At 66.2% G+C, this 15,456-nt stretch carries 22 protein-coding genes; 21 read left to right on the top strand and 1 reads right to left on the bottom strand.

Annotated elements, in window-relative coordinates; all coding sequences use genetic code 11:
* Positions 1-22: 22 nt before the first annotated feature.
* The 14 genes from H536_RS0106280 (at position 23) to H536_RS0106215 (ending at position 8,287) form a co-directional block, all read left to right on the top strand.
* Positions 23-223: a hypothetical protein gene (locus H536_RS0106280; RefSeq protein WP_024349658.1), complete on the top strand. Its 201-nt coding sequence runs from the start codon at positions 23-25 to the stop codon at positions 221-223.
* Positions 220-438, top strand: coding sequence for a hypothetical protein (locus H536_RS0106275; RefSeq protein WP_024349657.1), 219 nt, complete (start codon positions 220-222; stop codon positions 436-438). Before H536_RS0106280 ends, H536_RS0106275 begins: the two co-directional genes overlap by 4 nt.
* Positions 435-659: a hypothetical protein gene (locus H536_RS0106270; protein ID WP_024349656.1), complete on the top strand. Its 225-nt coding sequence runs from the start codon at positions 435-437 to the stop codon at positions 657-659. The genes H536_RS0106275 and H536_RS0106270 overlap by 4 nt, the downstream gene beginning before the upstream one ends.
* Positions 656-1,024 carry a hypothetical protein gene (locus H536_RS24980; protein ID WP_024349655.1) on the top strand — a complete coding sequence of 123 codons (369 nt, stop codon included), beginning with the start codon at positions 656-658 and terminating at the stop codon, positions 1,022-1,024. The genes H536_RS0106270 and H536_RS24980 overlap by 4 nt, the downstream gene beginning before the upstream one ends.
* A complete protein-coding gene (locus H536_RS0106260) occupies positions 1,021-1,854 on the top strand; it encodes an HNH endonuclease (protein WP_202814787.1) in 834 nt (277 codons plus the stop codon). The genes H536_RS24980 and H536_RS0106260 overlap by 4 nt, the downstream gene beginning before the upstream one ends.
* On the top strand, positions 1,851-2,090 hold the full coding sequence (locus tag H536_RS0106255; protein ID WP_024349653.1) for a hypothetical protein: 240 nt from the start codon (positions 1,851-1,853) through the stop codon (positions 2,088-2,090). Before H536_RS0106260 ends, H536_RS0106255 begins: the two co-directional genes overlap by 4 nt.
* Positions 2,087-2,629, top strand: a complete 543-nt coding sequence (locus H536_RS0106250) for a helix-turn-helix domain-containing protein (RefSeq protein ID WP_024349652.1) — start codon at positions 2,087-2,089, stop codon at positions 2,627-2,629. Before H536_RS0106255 ends, H536_RS0106250 begins: the two co-directional genes overlap by 4 nt.
* Positions 2,629-2,928, top strand: a complete 300-nt coding sequence (locus tag H536_RS0106245) for a hypothetical protein (RefSeq protein ID WP_024349651.1) — start codon at positions 2,629-2,631, stop codon at positions 2,926-2,928. The genes H536_RS0106250 and H536_RS0106245 overlap by 1 nt, the downstream gene beginning before the upstream one ends.
* A complete protein-coding gene (locus tag H536_RS0106240; RefSeq protein WP_024349650.1) occupies positions 2,925-3,614 on the top strand; it encodes a hypothetical protein in 690 nt (229 codons plus the stop codon). The genes H536_RS0106245 and H536_RS0106240 overlap by 4 nt, the downstream gene beginning before the upstream one ends.
* Positions 3,614-4,726: a DUF7146 domain-containing protein gene (locus H536_RS0106235; RefSeq protein ID WP_024349649.1), complete on the top strand. Its 1,113-nt coding sequence runs from the start codon at positions 3,614-3,616 to the stop codon at positions 4,724-4,726. Before H536_RS0106240 ends, H536_RS0106235 begins: the two co-directional genes overlap by 1 nt.
* Before the next feature lie 17 nt (positions 4,727-4,743).
* Complete coding sequence (locus tag H536_RS0106230; RefSeq protein WP_024349648.1) at positions 4,744-5,187, top strand: DUF2829 domain-containing protein; 444 nt, start codon at positions 4,744-4,746, stop codon at positions 5,185-5,187.
* Between the two features lie 2 nt (positions 5,188-5,189).
* A complete protein-coding gene (locus tag H536_RS23140; RefSeq protein WP_024349647.1) occupies positions 5,190-6,020 on the top strand; it encodes a hypothetical protein in 831 nt (276 codons plus the stop codon).
* A complete protein-coding gene (locus H536_RS0106220; RefSeq protein WP_373279271.1) occupies positions 6,014-6,319 on the top strand; it encodes a DUF2312 domain-containing protein in 306 nt (101 codons plus the stop codon). The genes H536_RS23140 and H536_RS0106220 overlap by 7 nt, the downstream gene beginning before the upstream one ends.
* A 96-nt stretch (positions 6,320-6,415) precedes the next feature.
* A complete protein-coding gene (locus H536_RS0106215) occupies positions 6,416-8,287 on the top strand; it encodes a hypothetical protein (RefSeq protein WP_024349645.1) in 1,872 nt (623 codons plus the stop codon).
* Between the two features lie 64 nt (positions 8,288-8,351).
* On the opposite strand, the gene H536_RS25320 is transcribed toward H536_RS0106215, so the two are convergent.
* Positions 8,352-8,486: a hypothetical protein gene (locus tag H536_RS25320; protein ID WP_280512687.1), complete on the bottom strand. Its 135-nt coding sequence runs from the start codon at positions 8,484-8,486 to the stop codon at positions 8,352-8,354.
* 900 nt (positions 8,487-9,386) lie between these two features.
* Between H536_RS25320 and H536_RS0106205 the strand changes: the two genes are divergently transcribed.
* The 7 genes from H536_RS0106205 (at position 9,387) to H536_RS22415 (ending at position 15,354) form a co-directional block, all read left to right on the top strand.
* Complete coding sequence (locus H536_RS0106205) at positions 9,387-10,001, top strand: hypothetical protein (protein WP_024349644.1); 615 nt, start codon at positions 9,387-9,389, stop codon at positions 9,999-10,001.
* 353 nt (positions 10,002-10,354) lie between these two features.
* Positions 10,355-11,929 (top strand): hypothetical protein, encoded by a 1,575-nt coding sequence (locus H536_RS0106200; RefSeq protein ID WP_155898408.1) that lies wholly within the window; start codon positions 10,355-10,357, stop codon positions 11,927-11,929.
* Positions 11,922-12,350: a hypothetical protein gene (locus tag H536_RS24275; protein ID WP_155898407.1), complete on the top strand. Its 429-nt coding sequence runs from the start codon at positions 11,922-11,924 to the stop codon at positions 12,348-12,350. The genes H536_RS0106200 and H536_RS24275 overlap by 8 nt, the downstream gene beginning before the upstream one ends.
* Positions 12,313-12,531 (top strand): hypothetical protein, encoded by a 219-nt coding sequence (locus tag H536_RS0106190; protein WP_024349642.1) that lies wholly within the window; start codon positions 12,313-12,315, stop codon positions 12,529-12,531. Before H536_RS24275 ends, H536_RS0106190 begins: the two co-directional genes overlap by 38 nt.
* A gap of 3 nt (positions 12,532-12,534) precedes the next feature.
* Positions 12,535-14,097 (top strand): portal protein, encoded by a 1,563-nt coding sequence (locus tag H536_RS23135; protein ID WP_024349641.1) that lies wholly within the window; start codon positions 12,535-12,537, stop codon positions 14,095-14,097.
* Between the two features lie 35 nt (positions 14,098-14,132).
* Positions 14,133-14,456, top strand: a complete 324-nt coding sequence (locus tag H536_RS0106180; RefSeq protein WP_024349640.1) for a hypothetical protein — start codon at positions 14,133-14,135, stop codon at positions 14,454-14,456.
* Position 14,457: 1 nt separating this feature from the next.
* On the top strand, positions 14,458-15,354 hold the full coding sequence (locus tag H536_RS22415; RefSeq protein WP_024349639.1) for a hypothetical protein: 897 nt from the start codon (positions 14,458-14,460) through the stop codon (positions 15,352-15,354).
* The last annotated feature ends 102 nt before the right edge of the window (positions 15,355-15,456 follow it).

Genomic DNA, 15,456 nt, shown 5'->3' with positions numbered 1-15,456 from the left:
GCAAGCACAGGAGAACGGGGCGATGAATGAGGCTGGCTGTTTCTATGATGGTTCGCCGTCGGAGCTGGGCGTGCGCGAGATCGTGCGTCATGGCGTCGGATACGAACTGACGCAGATGGCGCTCAATGCTGCGATGCGCGTCCACACACCGCACAGCTATCGCTGCTCAGTGCTTTTGGATGGTGCAAGCCCGCTGGCGATCGCCGTTGGGGCCCGGCAATGAGCCACGATTACACCCTCGCCGATCGCCAGGGCGACGAGCGCGACAGCCTCGACGCCATGGGGCAAGCCGCCTACCGGCGCTGCCGTGCCGGCGGAATGCCGCATTGGCAGGCGCTGCAGATCGGCCGCGACGACGTCGCGATCCGCGAGCGCGTCGCGCGCCGTCGCGTTGCGGCACCGCCGATGGCCTGTGACGATCTCGGAAGCCGGCCATGAAGATCGACCCACGCGTGATCCGCGATGCGGCAGCCGCGGCCAGCCGGCGCAATGCCAGCATCGTCGCCGATCTGCGGGCGGCCGAGCTGCGCGGCATTGCCGGTGCCAAAGACCAGGGCATGCCGCTCGGCGACAAGCACTGGCATGGCCGGCACCGCGCCGAGCTGCGGCTCAAGGCGAGCGACGCGATCCTCGCCGCGCTCGACGAGGTGCTGTCGTGAAAAACCGCCTTTCCGACCTGAACAACCACCTGTTCGCCCAACTCGAGCGTCTGTCCGACGAAGGACTGACAGCTGAGCAGGTCGATCAGGAGGTCGAGCGCGCCAAGGCAATCGTCGGCATCTCCGACCAGATTGTCGGGGCGGCCGCCCTGCAGTTCAAGGCGGCGGAGCTGATCGCCAGACACGGGCGCGGCGTCTCCGACATGATCCCGGAAAGCATGGCTGGGCGGCAGATCGAGCACCGCAAAACCGAAGGGCCAAAGTGCGACGAAGATCGCGAACGCGCTGACGCAAACGCCCGACGGCTCGCTCGCGAAGCCGAGGAAGAAGAACAGGAACGGGCGCGTCAGGAGGCAGCCCGATGAAAGGCCGCACCATACCCTACAGCACTGACGAAATGGCGTGGCTGGAAGCCAACCGCGCCATGGTCATCAGCGACTATCATGCAGCCTTCTGCGTCGCCTTCGGCCGCGACGATATTTCGGCTGCGAACCTTCACGGCTTGCGCAAGCGCAAAGGCTGGAAGGTCGGCCGCGAGCCTGAGCGCTACGTCGGTAGGGGACGAAAATACAGCGACGCCGAATTGGCTTGGCTGCGGGACAACTGCACCATGGAGGTCAACGCCTGGTGCGCCGCCTTCCGCGCCGCCTTCGGACGCGATGACGCAACCCCGGCCAAGCTCAACAGCCTGCGCAAGCGGATGGGCTGGAAAACCGGCCGAACCGGTCGGTTCGAGAAAGGCAGAACGTCGGCGAACAAGGGGAAACGCTGCCCCGACGGGGTCGGCGGTCGCCATCCCAACGCCCGCAGAACGCAGTTCCGCAAAGGCGATCAGCCGCACAACACCAAAGGTCCTGGGCATGAATCGATGGGTTCCGACGGCTATGTCTGGATCGTCACGGATCGGACCAATCCATGGACGGGCGCATCCACCTGGCGCGTACATAAACATCGCCTGTTGTGGGAGCGGACGAACGGTCCGGTGCCAGATGGGCATGCCCTCAAATGTCTCGACGGAAACCGGATCAACACGGCTCCGGCGAACTGGGAAGCGGTGCCGCAGGGCCTTCTGCCGCGCTTGAACGGCAAATCGGGCCGCGCCTACGACCAAGCTCCCCACGAACTGAAACCGACCATCATGGCTGTGGCGAAGCTTGAGCACGCCGCGCGGGCGCGCCGCGGGAGCGCGTCGTGACCCCGCGCGAGGTCTGCCTCTGCGACCGGCTGCCGACGGCGAAGTCCGACCAGGCGGCGGCCGTCGACAGCATCGTCGATGCGATCAACGCCGAATGGCACGGCGGCGGCGTGACGCTGATCGAAGCGGATCTCGCCGGCGGCGTCCTGTTGCTGCGCACCGGGCCCGGCCCCGAGCCGCTGACACGTGCGCGGGTGCGCACGTTCCTGAAAACGCGAGAGGACAAAGCGGCATGAACGCGCAATCGCCCCTGTTGCAGATCGAGGCGAAGCGCATCGCCGCGGGCGTCTCGCGTGAAACGCTGGCGGGCCATGCCGGCGTTTCCGAAAAGCATTATCGCCGCCTGCTGGACGGCGAAGGTTCACCCCGTCCCGGCACGCTCGCCAAGCTTCGCGCGGCCGCCGGTCGTCTCGGCCGGGCCAGCGGCGCAACCGACGCCCATTCGCGGCTGGTGCGCACCTGCTATTTCGCGGCGCTCACTCTGGTGTGCCAGCGCGCCGGCGCGGATCCGGCGGAAGTGCGCCGGCACGATCCCTCGCGCCGGGCGACCGGCGATCCGGCCTGGCTGCAGGCGGCAAATCTTCGCCGTCACGCAATCGTCGTCGTCAATCAGGGCCTGAACGTCGCGCAGGGCGAGATCGCGCGGGCGCTGGCGATGACGCCGGCGGCGATCTGCGTCGCCATGAAGGCGGTCGAGGATCAGCGCGACGCCGATCCGGATCTCGACGCGATGCTCGACGAGCTGACCGCCGCGATGAACGGGGGGGAGTGGTGATGATCGTAGCCAACGACAACATGCGTCGTCCGCGACGCTTCGCAATCCGCCACGGCGTTCGCCTTTGCGGGCGCGAGCTGCAGTTGTTCCGCATATTCTGGCGGCGGCCGGGCTACCAGGTGAAGCTCTCGGCGAAGATCCTACTGGATCCGCGCGACCTCTGGGTCGGCGCGTACTGGACAACTGACGAACGCTGGAAAACCAGCCGGATCGTCTTCGTCTGCATCGTTCCCTGCCTGCCTCTACGGCTGCATTACAAGCGCAGCGCGGGCGGCAACTATCCGGAGCTGGCGCGATGAAGGCGCTTCCTCGCAACGCCCGCGCGATCGCGCATCGGCGCACCGAACCCACGACCAGCCTGGACTTCTTCCCGACACCGCCGTGGGGCACGCGCGCCCTGGTCGAGCATGTCCTTGGCCGCCGTGCGCTCAAGCGCGCCCTCGTCCACGAACCGGCCTGCGGCGAAGGCCACATGGCGGCAGTGCTTGAGGAATATGCCGGCGAGGTCATCGCGTCCGACGTGTTCCCCTACGGTTTCGGAAGCTGCCGCGACTTCCTGGATGAAATGTTCCTCGATCCGATCGCTGCCGACTGGATCATCACCAATCCGCCCTTCAACCGGGCGCTTGAATTCACGCGGCTGGCGCTCGAGCGTGCCCGGTGCGGCGTCGCGATGCTGGTGCGGCCGACCTTCCTGCATGGCAAGGGGCGGTTCGCCAAGCTCTATCGCGACACGCCGCCGACGATCGTCGCCTTCTATGTCGAGCGCGTGCCGATGCACCGCGGCCGGTGGGAGCCCGACGGCGACACGGCGACCGACTATTGCTGGCTGGTCTGGAAGAAGGAAGCCGCCGGCACCCTGGCGCGGCCGCGTGCGCCGGTCTGGATCCCGCCGAGCCGCAAGTCGCTGACGCGGCGCGGCGACGTCGCCCGCTTCGGCGCGCCCCAGCCGGTGGCGGCCGTGCCGCTGCTCGAGGTGGCGTGATGGCAGGCGATCGGCGCGAGCTGGAGCTCGTCAAGGCGGGCCTGAAAGATCGGATCGTCGATCTGTGCGGCCAGCTGCTGCCCGATGGCCGCCGCGAGGGACGGCTGTGGGTCTCGCACAATCCGCAAACCGGCGATGCGGGGAGCCATCCCAAGGACCCGGCGCTCAAGGTGGCGCTCGATCGGGACATCGGCGCGTGGACGGACTGGAGGTCCGGCGACAAGGGCGACGTGATCGGCCTCGTCAGCCACTGCCTCGGCATGGACTTCAAGGCGGCGCTTGCCTGGTCGCGGCAGTGGCTGGGGCTCGGCGTGATGACGCCGCCGCAGCGGGCCGACTTCTCGGCACGGATCGAACGGCGCCGGAAGGATGCCGAGGCGCGCGCCGCCGACCAGCGCCAGGAGCGGCGCAAGGCGGTTTCCCGGCTGTGGAATGCCGCCGGTCCCGTCGCGGCCGACACGCCGGAAGCGTTCGCCGTCAATCGTTATCTGGCGCTCGGCCGGGGCGTGCCGCTGGGCGACGTGCCGAACCTCGACCCCGATACGTTCCGCGCACACCCGGCGCTGGAATGGTGGAAGGGCGCGCGCTGGGAACAGCACGACGGTCGCCGGCGCAAGGTCGCGCCCGGACCGACCTTCCCCGCCCTTGTCTCGGCGTTCCGTGCGCCGACCGGCCAGGTGACGGGGGTGCACTGCACCTTTCTGGATCCGCTCACGCCGGCCAAAGCACCCGTCGCCTCGCCGAAACTGATGTTCGGCGACACGCTCGGCGCGCCGATCCGGATCAGCGACGGCCCGTCCTGCGGACCCGACGGACCGCGCGATCCCGCGCCGGTCATCCTTTGCGAAGGCGTCGAGGACGGGCTGTCGCTGGCGATCGGCGCGCCCGAGGCCCGCGTGTGGGCCTGCGGCGCCCTCGTCCACATGGGCGCGGCGCCAGTCTGGCTCGACGAGGTCGAGACGATCTTTGTGGCGGCCGACAACGACTGGTCGTCGCGCCAGGCGCAGGACCAGCTCGACCAGGTGATCGCGCAGCTCGAGGCGAGCGGCAAGCCCGTCGCCATCATGCGCTCGGCGGTCGGCAAAGACTTCAACGACGGCATGGTGCCGTGATGCAAGGGAGAGATGACATGACGCAAGACTATTACGGGACCAAGCGGATAACCGCATGGCCCGCAACCGGCGAAGACGGTCAGGCGGAAGGTTACGCCGTCAAATATGCTGACGGATACACGTCCTGGTCGCCGAAGGATGTTTTCGAGGCGGCCTATCAGCCGCTCGGCTCTCTGTCCTTTGGGCACGCGCTCGTCGCGTTGAAGGCAGGCCACCGTGTCGCGCGCGCCGGCTGGAACGGCAAGGGCATGTGGCTCGCGATCCAGGAAGGATCGACGATCGCCGCCGAATATGCGCGTGGCGGCGCGACCAAGGGTCGGGCCAACGAGGGCGCCGCGGAAATCTCCATACTTCCGCACATCGACATGCGCGCCGCCGACGGATCCATCGTCGTCGGCTGGCTGGCCTCGCAGACCGACATGCTGGCGGACGACTGGACGATCGTCGGAGGGGAGATCTGACCGTGGCGAAACAATCAAAGGCTCTGGTGAAGGAAGCCGAAGCGCTCGGCATCGAGGTCGACGGCCGCTGGGGCGACGAAACCCTACAGGAACAGATCGACGAGGCGCGCGACGCGGCGTCCGCGAAACGTGCGGAGGCAGGAGAAAAGGCAAAGCAGGATGCGGACAAGCTCAACGCCGAGGCCGGCGACGATACAGCTGACGGATCTCCGGTCGCGGCGGATGGCGCGGCGGGCGAAGCGGCTGCGCTGGAAGACGGGGAGGCCTCCCTTCTCACGCCGTCTGACACACCGCCGGCGGGCGTGACGGCCGACGAATGGGCTGAGCTGACCGCCGATCCCTACAAGACGCTGCAGGAGGCGCTGGATCTCGCCACGGGTGCGCCGTCGGCGGCCTACGAAGCGGGGACGGCCGTTTACGAGGCGCTGACGCCGGCGTCGGAACCCGGCGGCGATCGCTGGTTCTGCAGCGACGAGACGGATGCGCTCGACGCCAACGTCGCGCTGGTCCTGGTCGCCGTGCCCTTCGTGCGGACCTGGCCGGAAGCGCCGATCGAAGCGCTCTACGGTCACACCGCCAGAAGCGCCCCTGCCCTCGGCCTGTCGAAGCCGTGGACGGCGCTCAATCGTCCGACGCAAGCGGCTTGGGAGACGTTCCACGACGTCTTGGTCAAGGTCGAGCGGATGAAGCGCGCGGACGCGGCTGCCCTGGCCGCGACGCGGACCGACACGCGGCCGCGCTTCACCGTGGCACACGACGAGACGACGCTCGAGGAGGTCGACGAGCCCGGCGCCCTGTCGGAGCTGGGCCGGATGGCGGCAGCGCGATCGTGAGCGAGGGTTTCGTCGTCGCCGATCGGATCCGGAGCTTCGTCGAGCGCATCGAACGCCTGGACGAGGAGAAGGCGACGATCGGCGACGACCTCAAGGATGTCTATGCCGAGGCCAAGGGCGAAGGCTTCGACCGCAAGGTGCTGCGCCGCGTGGTGTCGATCCGCAAGCAGGGGCTCGACGCGCATCGCGAGGAAGAAGCGATCCTCGAGCTGTATCTGCAGGCGCTCGGCATGGCGCCGGATCTGCCGGCGGATGAGCCGGCGCCGGCGGCACGGATGCGGGTATCCGAACCGGCCTGACTGACCGCCCGCGAATCCTCCCCGCGGGCCACCCTGGCGGCGTCTTTCGTATTGCGTGGCGCCGCCCTTTTTCCTTCTCGAGCATGAACCGGCGGCATGTCACAGACCACACCGACAGTTTCCAAGCGTGGCCGCCAGAATGTGCGGGCTGCCTTCGCTGACGCGCAGCGCCGGCTTGCCGACCAGGCCGTTTCTGAAAGCCCCGACCCGAACCTGCCGCGCCATATCGACGGCAAGCCGGTCAAGGCCGGCGAGTGGATCGGCGCGCCCTGGGACGCCATGCCGCCGGAATGTCCGGTAACGGTTCTCGGCCACAATGGCGGCGTGACCTATTGCGTCTCGGCTGCCGGCCAGATGCACGATGTCGAACGCTGGGATCAGACCGTGATCGCCAAGCTTTTCGCCCCGCATTTCAACTATGCCATGTGGGCGTGGCCGGGCTTCGGCAAGGTGGAAGCCGACGACGACGGCAATCCGCGCCCGCCCAAGGTCAAGCGCCTCGAGCGCGACAAGGCGGCGGTCTGTCTGATCCAGGAGGGCGCGCGCCGCGGCCTGTTCGATCCGTCTGACCGGGTGCGCGGCCGTGGCGGCTGGATCGACAAGTCCGGACGCTTCGTCTGGCACTCGGGCGAATATCTCTGGACGATCGAGGGCAAGAAGCTGATGGCGGCCCGGCCGGGCGAACTCGACGGCTATCTCTACACCCGCTCGCCCGACGTACAGCGTCCCTACGAGGACGCCGTCGACGCCGACACGTCGCCGGCGGGCAAACTGCTCGGCTATCTGCGCACCTGGTCATGGGAGCGGCCCGGCCTTGACCCGTTCCTGTTCCTTGGCTGGATCGTGACCGCCTATATGGGCGGCGCGCTGGCTTGGCGCCCGTCGGTGTTCACGACCGGCGGCGCCGGCGTCGGCAAGTCGACGCTGCACGGCGTCATTGCGCGAACGTTCGATCGGTCGTTGCACGCCACCGCCGACACGACGGCCGCCGGTATCTACCAGCGCGTCAAACAGGATTCGCTGCCGGTGACGGTCGACGAGCTGGAGAACAAGCCCGGCTCCAACAAGGCGCAGGCCGTTGTCGAGCTAGCGCGCCTGGCGGCTTCCGGCGCGGCGCTGTTTCGCGGCGGTGCCGACCATGAAGGCACTTCCTTCCAGGCGCGAAACTGCTTCCTGTTCTCCGCGATCAACCCGCCGCCCCTTGGCGCCCAGGACAAGAGCCGCATGGCAATTTTGAACCTGTCGAAGCTCGACCAGGAGAAGAAGGCGCTGTCGCTGGATCTGTCGGAAGCCGACGGCCCGATGATCCTGCGCCAGGTCATGCAAGGCTGGTCGCGGTTCGCCAGCGAGCTGCTGCCCGACTGGAAGCGGGCGCTGCACGACGCCGGCATGGATAGCCGGGCGCAGGACACATACGGCACGCTGCTGGCGGCGGCGCAGCTGGTCGTCGGCGACGAAGCAATGGCGTCGGATCTGCTGGACGTCACGGAAATGACCAGAACCGGTGTGGCGATCGCCAGGGAGACGACGGCCGAGCGAGCCGAGCAAATGGACAATTGGCAGCAATGCCTCGAGCATCTGTTCGGCTCGACGATCGACAACTGGAAAAGCGGCGAGCGGCCGACGATCGGCGCCGTCATCGAGGATCTGATGGCCGGCAGCGAGCCGCTGGATTACGACAATGCCCGCGCCCGGCTCGCCTCGGCCGGTCTGGGCCTGCGTAAGACCGGCGATCCCTGCGAGGGTTTTGCCCTGGCTGTGCCATCCTCGGGCCCGCAGCTGGCGAAGATCTTCGGCGAGACCGAATGGCGTGGTGGCGTGTGGACCGGCGCCCTGAAACAGGCGCCGCACGCGATCATCTGGCGCAATGGCGAGAAGCGGGTGCACAACGTCAAGATCAATGGCTCGACGAAATGGTGCGTCCTGGTGGACCTGAAGGCGTACCAGGCGCTAAGCACGGACGATTGATTTCTATCGTCGCTGTGGCAATATGAAAGGGGCAGCTTGCGCTGCCCCTTCCGTTCGCATTGGCCTATCTTTTGGCGAGGAAAACCAATGCGGTTGTTAGGATGAGAAAGACCCCAAGGATCGAGGCCGCCAGAACGGCGGTCTCCCCTTGGGCGACTATTTCACCGACAACTGACTTGATCGCAATCGAACTGGTCATCTGTTTCCTTTTCGAGGTTACCGGTCGGCTTGATTGCCGCAGCTTGCTCTTTCATCTTCGACTCCTCCGTCGGGCCGGTATGCGGCCGGTTTCGATGTCGCTCCTACTTAGTGCGACACCCTAACAAATAGTAAATAGCGTGTGGTTAAGCGACTCTGAATTGGGCGTTCGCGACCGGTATCGGCAGCTTATCCACCTATTCCCGATTGATCTGTGGATAGCGACACGATCGCCGAAACCTCCTTGCTGCAAGCGATAGCGCGCTATTTCCGGCGGGCGCTGCACAGGTTTTGCACAGGCTAATCCATAGGATCGCCTCCTCCGGGGCCGTTTAGCTTCCGAGCACAGACGCATTCTCCGCCCCTTAGTTGTTAGCGTTCCCGCGGTAGTGGCAAGTGCAGCACCTGCTTCCCTCGCCCTGAGCTGCGGCGCGAAAATTCCCCTCTGCCCCTGCCCGTTGATGTCGATGCGGAGCTTGTCGCGCGGAGCGCCAGCGAGACGCTACAGCCGCCGCTCCGCGCGACAAGCACTTAATGAGGCGGCGGCGCTCGTAGGGTGTGGCTTCGCCCGATCGGGTGCGGGGTTCCAACCCTGCCGGTTGAACTGGGTTGAACGCTGGTTGAACGTCATTCAACCGCATTTCTCTAATAAAATCCGAGGGTTGTCGCGCCGGTTGAACGGTTGACCATATATCTGCCTCGCATGTGCGCGCGCGCATGTGTGAGGGTTCATTCAACCATTCAACCGTCAACCCGAGGGATATAAACCTATGGAAAGACTGGCCGAACGGCGGTTGAACGGCGGTTGAACAGCGCCCGGCGACGACCTCGGCAGTCAACCGGAATAAAAAACGGGTCGAATAGTCGACCAGGGCGAAACCGCCGGAATAAGGGGCTTTCAGTGGCACACACACCGTCCGATCCGAACGCGAAACCGGCCGCCGGCGGCGGCGTCCGCGACTTGGTCGACGACGCGGCGCGAGACCTCGCCGAGCAGCTGGCCGCCGGCAACGACGGCGACGACCAGGCGGCGCTGTTCGATGCGCCGCTGTTCGGTGGGCCGGTCAGTCATGTGCGCGAAACTCTCGAGCGCAGCAAAGGGCGCGGGAGGCCGAAAGGCGCTGCCAACAAGCGCACCGCCGTCATGCGCGAATACCTGCTGGCGCGAGGCTACCGGCATCCGATGGAGAACCTGGCCGACTTGGCGAATGCGGATCCTGCTGAGCTGGCAGCCGAACTGTCGAAGGAACACTGGGACAAGGATCGCGATCGACCGGTCCTGGCGGGCTGCACGCCGCTGGAAGCGATGCAGCTGATCGTCAAGGCGAACGTCGAGCTGCTGCCGTACTTCGAGAGCAAGCGGCCGGTCGAGGTGGAGATTAACGAGAAGCGCCTCGGGGTGCTGCTGATCGGCGAGCTGGGCGCTGGCGCGGCGGCCGACGACGGCGTCATGAGCCTGACCGGTACGGTTCGCGAGGGCCAGCAAAATCAAGAGGATAGCGGCGGCGATCCGTGAGACGCTGGGCGAAGACGCCTCACGATATCGCCAAGGCTCTGGTATCACTGGCGTTTCCGGGCGACGGCACATCATTGAAAATGATCGAAGACGCGACGGCATCTGGCGACGGCATCGCCCTCGCCGGTCCACCGGCTAGCCGTCGCGGCGCCGGACCCCGCCCCCACCCCCCGCGCGCGCGCGCGGGCGCCCGCGCGAGGCTTCAAAACCGCGCGCGCGCACCCTCCCCTGGGGGGTCGGCTCTCACACACACAGCGATCCGGGTCTGTCCTCACTCAACGACGGCGGAAATTCATTAGCTTGGGAATCGGGCCGCGGGTGCAACCGTGCGTCTTGGGCAACGGGTTCGGGTCATGGGAATCGATATTCAGCGCTACAGGCCGCCAGGTCCGGTCGGGGCGAACTTCCTGCAGGCGCGCGGTCCTGTGGACATCATCATGGGGCCGGCAGGATCCGGCAAGACGGTCGCTTCGGTGTTCAAGGGGCCGCTCCTGGCAACGCGCTACATGCCGGTCTGCAAGGATGGCTGGGTGCGCGTTAAGATCGCCTGCATCCGCACGACCTATCGCGATTTCGCGCGCACGGCGCTCGCCTCCTGGCACGAAGCCTTTCCGGAGAACCATCCCTGGACGGTTGACTATTCCGGCGGCCAGGACCGTCCGGTGCGCCATCGCCTGCAATGGGAGACCCTGCGCGGCTCGGAAAAGGTCAAGGTCGACCTGCAGCTCGAGACCGGCGCGATCGGCGACCAGTCGATCGAGCAGTTCATCAAGGGCTACGAGATCTCGCTCGGCTGGATGAACGAGTGCGACGCGCTCGACGAGCGCGTAGCGGGGCTGTTCCTGCAGCGCACCGGGCGATACCCACCGGTGTCGCAGATCGCCGATTCCGAGCTCGAGCGCGTGTCCAAGGATTCAGAGGCGGCGTTCAAGCTCATGGGCCTGACGCCGACGCCTGGCGAGGTGATCCTGCCACGGATGATCTGGGGCGACATGAACCCTCCAGACATCAGCAACTGGACGCTGCGTTTCACCGGCTACGCCAAGAAGGCGGAGCAGTTGCCCGGCTACGTGCTGCACTCGCAGCCGTCCGGTCTGTCGCCCCAAGCGGAAAACCGCGCAGGCAAGCCGCGGTCATCCTACGAAATGGAAGCCCAGACGATGACGGAAAATGACGTCCGTCGATTCGTACACGGCAAGCCGGGCTATGCGACCGACGGCAAAGCCGTCTATCCGGAATTCAACATCGAGGTGCACCGCGCCGACCAGGTGCTGCAGCCGGTTCGAGGTCTGCCAATCGGCCTCGGCCTAGATGCCGGCGGCTCGCCCGCCTGTGGCATCGGCCAGTTCATGCCGAACGGCCAGATGCGCATGTTGCGCGAAATCTGCACCGATCCTGGCACCGGGCCGACACGCTTTGCCCAGATGATCCTCGAGGTGCTGCTCGCCGACTTCCCCGGCTTCCCGGTCAACGAAGCCTGGGCCGATCCATCGGCCTATTACGGTGCCGATCGTCAGGCCGGCGAGCTGGCCCACATGGAGATCGTCGCGCGAGCACTGAACATCTCAATCATGCCGGCGCCATCGAACGAGCCCGGCCTGCGCCACGACGCCGTGCGCTGGTACCTGTCGGGCATGATCGACGGGAACACGCCGCGGCTGCTGGTCTCGAACGGATGCGAGGTCACGACAGGCGGTTTCGCTGCGCACTACAAGCTGACCAAACAGGCCAGCGCCGGCGCAACCGATCGCCTGGCGGTGGCGAAGAACGAATATTCCCACATTCAGGACGCATGGCAGTATCTAGCGCTCGGCCATCGCACCCGGGCCGGCATGATCTCGGACGCGGCGCAGAATGGGCGTCCCGGAAAGGTCGTACCGATCTCGTCGCGGCGCGTGCGTTCAGACTTCGACGTATTCAGTGTGTAAGGAATTCGAAGTTCTTGCACCTGCGCCGATCCTCGACGTGCTGACCTTGGCGGCCGGCTCCTCCCGACGACGCGTGCTCGTCCTGCAGCACCGAAAGAGCCATTCCGTCTCCATCCGCCTGGCCGGGGCGCCGATCGCCGTGGCCTGGCTGTTTCCCGAGACGCCGGATCGCGTGGAACTCTGCACGCGATTCTCGCGCGCGGCACGCCCGCACATGCGGCGATTGATCCGGATCTGCCAGTTAATGCTGCGCCCGCTCGCCGATCATGGCGTCGTCATCCTTGCGCGTGTCGGCCCGGAAGATCGGACGCGCCGCCGGATGCACCGCCTGGCCGGGTTCGTCCCGACTGGCAAGGATGAAACCGAATTGAGGTGGATCGGCGATGGGCGATGTGGCGAAGATGATCTTCGGCGGCAATGACGATGCCAAGAAGGCGGCGGCAGAACAGCGCCAGCTCCAGGCCGTCGCCAACGACCGGCAGCTGGCGGCGCTGAACGAAGACGGCAAGGCGACCGGCGCGTCCCGTCGCGCGCCACGCGGCAAGCGCCTGCTCCTGTCGGACACGTCGAAAGGCGGCCTCGCCACGACGTTGGGCGGCTGATCGATGGAAGATCGGCACGTCGTCAGGCGCCGGCAAATCTGGTCGCGCCGCACACCGTGGGACGCGCTCTATCGGGACGCCTACGAATACGCGATCCCGCACCGTCGGCCAGGCGGCGAAGGCCAGACGAAGAATCCGATCGACCGGATCTTCGACATGACCGCGACCATGTCGTCGATGCATTTTGCGGGCTCGCTGCAGCAGGATTTGTTTCCTTCTGGTCAGGCGCCATTCACCCTGCAATCGGGCGCCCTGGCGCGGCTCAAGCTCGGCGCCGGCGCGGTGAAGCTCGACCGCGAACTCGAGAAGGTCGGCAGCGCTATGCACCCGTTCTTCCAGACGGGAGATTGGGACACGAGCCTGCACGAAACCTGCATCGATCTCGGCGTCGGCACCGGTGCGCTCCTGCCTATCAAGGGCGACGCGCAGAACCCGGTGCTGTTCGTCTCAATCCCGTTCGACGAGATCGCGATCGGCATCGACATGAGCGGTCGCACGAACTTCGTGTCCTGGAAACAGCAGCTCGAGCGTCAGCAGATCATCGACGCTTTTCCGGACGGCAAGTTCCCCGACGGCTTTAAGGATGCCAGCAAGGCTGGCCAAGTCGAGACGATCTATCAGGATTGGGTCAAGCTCACAGGTGGCAACAAGTTCGGCTGGACCTTTGCGGCGTTCATCGCCGAAAGCCCCGAGCCGATCGATACGAGCTGGTCGCGGACGCAGCCGATCGCGATTCCGCGATATTACCGCGTGCCGGGTGAACCCTATGGACGCGGGCCGGTGCTCTTGGCGCTGCCGTCGATCAAGACGCTGAACAAGGCGCAGGAGCTGGCGCTGAAGGCGGCGGCGATCCAGATGCTCGGGATCTGGGGCTACCGCGCGGGCGGAACGTTCAACCCCGACACGGTGCGCGTCGGCCCCGGCGAGTTCTGGCCGATGCAGTCGACAGGCGGCATTCTCGGTCCGGACGTCTCCCGCATCGATCCGGCCAGTGGGCGGCTCGATGTCGCGTCGATGATCATCGGCAATCTGCGCGACGACATCAAAATGGCGCTGTTCGACAACCGCATCGCCGACAAGAGCGGCACGCCACGCTCGGCGTCGGAGATCGTTGGGCAGCTGCGGCAGAAAGCCGAAACCCATATTGGCGCCTTTGGCCGTCTCTCAAACGAGATCATGCCCGTCATCGTGCCGCGTGTTGCCGAGATCCTTTACGACGCCGGCTTTCTGTCGATGCCGTTGAATGTCGACCAGTTCCTGATCGCGACGTCCGTGCAGTCGCCCATGCAGGCGGCGATGAATGCCGGACGGCTCGCCTCGATCGCCAACTACATCGAAATGGTCGGGGCGATCGCCGGGCCCGAGAGCATCGGGCTCTACGCCCACATCAACCTGGTACTCGAGAAGATCGGAGATGGGCTGCAAATCGACAAGGCGCTGATCCCGACCGACAAGGAGCGGGCAGAGATCGAAAATCAGCGACAACAGCAGCAGCTCCAGCTGATGGCCGCCGGCGCCATGCAGCAGGCAGCGCCCCAGATGATCGAACAAGCGATGGCAGAATGACCCAAGTAGCATACGGACCGCGCCAGGCGCGGTCGATGGACGCGCTCGAGCAGGCGACCGGCACCGGCTGGGAAGGGCTCGAGGAGATGTTCGCGCCGCGGCGGGAACAGCCGATCCATAACCAGCCATCCGACGACGTCGCGATGTACCTGGCGCAGGGGCTGAATTCGCCGAAGGGCCGCGAGGTCATCGAATGGCTCATGGACATCACCTTCCGGCAGCCGTTCCGCGCCACCGGCAAGAGTTTCGAGGAAACCGCGCTCCTGACCGCGAACCGGCAGGGCATCGAAGGCGTCGGCGAGGTTATCCTCGCGGCGATCCGGCGCGGGCAAGAGTTGATCGACAACCAGCGAGGCTGACATGAAGAACCTGCTCGAGCGCATCCTGCGCAGTCCGGACGATGGCACCGGTGGCGGCGCAGCAGCTGCGGATCCTGCCGCGGCCGCAGCTGATCCTGCTGCTGCTGCTGATCCAGCAGCGCAAGCGGCCGCTGCCGATGCTGGTGCCGCAGCTGCTGCAGCCGAGGGGCCCTACCGACCGGAGGGCCTTGCCGACAGCTACCACGGCAAGGATGATCGCGAGACGATCGACAAGCTGTTCAAGGCGGTCGACGGCTATCGCAAGCGCGACAGCGACAAGGGCGTGCCCGACGACATCGCCGCCTATCGCGAGTTCGGCGAGGTCGACGAGAAGGTCAGACCCTATTTCGACACGCTCGAAGGCGACGGCCTGTTCGATGACGTTGCCAGCAAGGCCAAGGAACTGGGCATATCCAAGTCCCAGCTGCACGGTCTGCTTGAGGTCTATATGGGCGGCGCCGCCGAGATGGGCCTGCTCGAGCCGGCGATCGACGTCGCTGCCGAGCGCGAGGCGCTACTGCCGGAGAATGCCGCGTCGATGCCGCAGCAGCAGCAGGATGCAGCCGTCGAGCGGCGTATCAACGACGCGCATGGCTGGGTCGAGAGCATGGTTGCGCGCGGACTCGACAAGGAATCGGCCGACCACATGACCATGATGCTCGGCGACAGCGCCAAGGGCATCAAGGCTATTGAGTTCTTCAAAGGCCAGATCGGCGGTTCCGGCCAAGCGCAGCCGACCAACGGCGACGGCGGCCAGGGCGGGTCAGGCGGCGACGCGCGCACCGAACTGGCGCGACGCTCGGCGCTGCCGGAGAACACCCCCGGCAATGCGAAGTTCGATCGCAAGAGCTACGAACAGCTCAACGCCGATTATCAGAAGACGCTGCCCGGCGACTGACGGCATTTAACGGGCTCCCGCCCGATGCATCATCTGGCTGCTACCGGACGGGAGCGACCTGGACAGAGCGACGGCTATCCTTCACCGGACCCGTTGCGGCTC

The organism is Aurantimonas coralicida DSM 14790 (assembly GCF_000421645.1).
Lineage (GTDB): Bacteria > Pseudomonadota > Alphaproteobacteria > Rhizobiales > Rhizobiaceae > Aurantimonas > Aurantimonas coralicida.
Note: the sequence above shows the minus strand (reverse complement) of the source record. Positions and strands in the feature narration are given on the sequence as shown.

What these genes read in the sequence shown, in the direction of transcription:
- H536_RS0106250 (WP_024349652.1), top strand. Translation starts at nt 2,087, where the DNA reads ATGAACGCGCAATCGCCCCTGTTGCAGATCGAGGCGAAGCGCATCGCC.
- H536_RS0106245 (WP_024349651.1), top strand. Translation starts at nt 2,629, where the DNA reads ATGATCGTAGCCAACGACAACATGCGTCGTCCGCGACGCTTCGCAATC.
- H536_RS0106180 (WP_024349640.1), top strand. Translation starts at nt 14,133, where the DNA reads ATGGACGCGCTCGAGCAGGCGACCGGCACCGGCTGGGAAGGGCTCGAG.
- H536_RS0106200 (WP_155898408.1), top strand. Translation starts at nt 10,355, where the DNA reads ATGGGAATCGATATTCAGCGCTACAGGCCGCCAGGTCCGGTCGGGGCG.
- H536_RS0106275 (WP_024349657.1), top strand. Translation starts at nt 220, where the DNA reads ATGAGCCACGATTACACCCTCGCCGATCGCCAGGGCGACGAGCGCGAC.
- H536_RS25320 (WP_280512687.1), bottom strand. Translation starts at nt 8,486, where the DNA reads ATGACCAGTTCGATTGCGATCAAGTCAGTTGTCGGTGAAATAGTCGCC.
- H536_RS0106270 (WP_024349656.1), top strand. Translation starts at nt 435, where the DNA reads ATGAAGATCGACCCACGCGTGATCCGCGATGCGGCAGCCGCGGCCAGC.
- H536_RS0106230 (WP_024349648.1), top strand. Translation starts at nt 4,744, where the DNA reads ATGACGCAAGACTATTACGGGACCAAGCGGATAACCGCATGGCCCGCA.
- H536_RS0106280 (WP_024349658.1), top strand. Translation starts at nt 23, where the DNA reads ATGAATGAGGCTGGCTGTTTCTATGATGGTTCGCCGTCGGAGCTGGGC.
- H536_RS22415 (WP_024349639.1), top strand. Translation starts at nt 14,458, where the DNA reads ATGAAGAACCTGCTCGAGCGCATCCTGCGCAGTCCGGACGATGGCACC.
- H536_RS0106235 (WP_024349649.1), top strand. Translation starts at nt 3,614, where the DNA reads ATGGCAGGCGATCGGCGCGAGCTGGAGCTCGTCAAGGCGGGCCTGAAA.
- H536_RS0106215 (WP_024349645.1), top strand. Translation starts at nt 6,416, where the DNA reads ATGTCACAGACCACACCGACAGTTTCCAAGCGTGGCCGCCAGAATGTG.
- H536_RS23135 (WP_024349641.1), top strand. Translation starts at nt 12,535, where the DNA reads ATGGAAGATCGGCACGTCGTCAGGCGCCGGCAAATCTGGTCGCGCCGC.
- H536_RS0106260 (WP_202814787.1), top strand. Translation starts at nt 1,021, where the DNA reads ATGAAAGGCCGCACCATACCCTACAGCACTGACGAAATGGCGTGGCTG.
- H536_RS0106240 (WP_024349650.1), top strand. Translation starts at nt 2,925, where the DNA reads ATGAAGGCGCTTCCTCGCAACGCCCGCGCGATCGCGCATCGGCGCACC.
- H536_RS0106190 (WP_024349642.1), top strand. Translation starts at nt 12,313, where the DNA reads ATGGGCGATGTGGCGAAGATGATCTTCGGCGGCAATGACGATGCCAAG.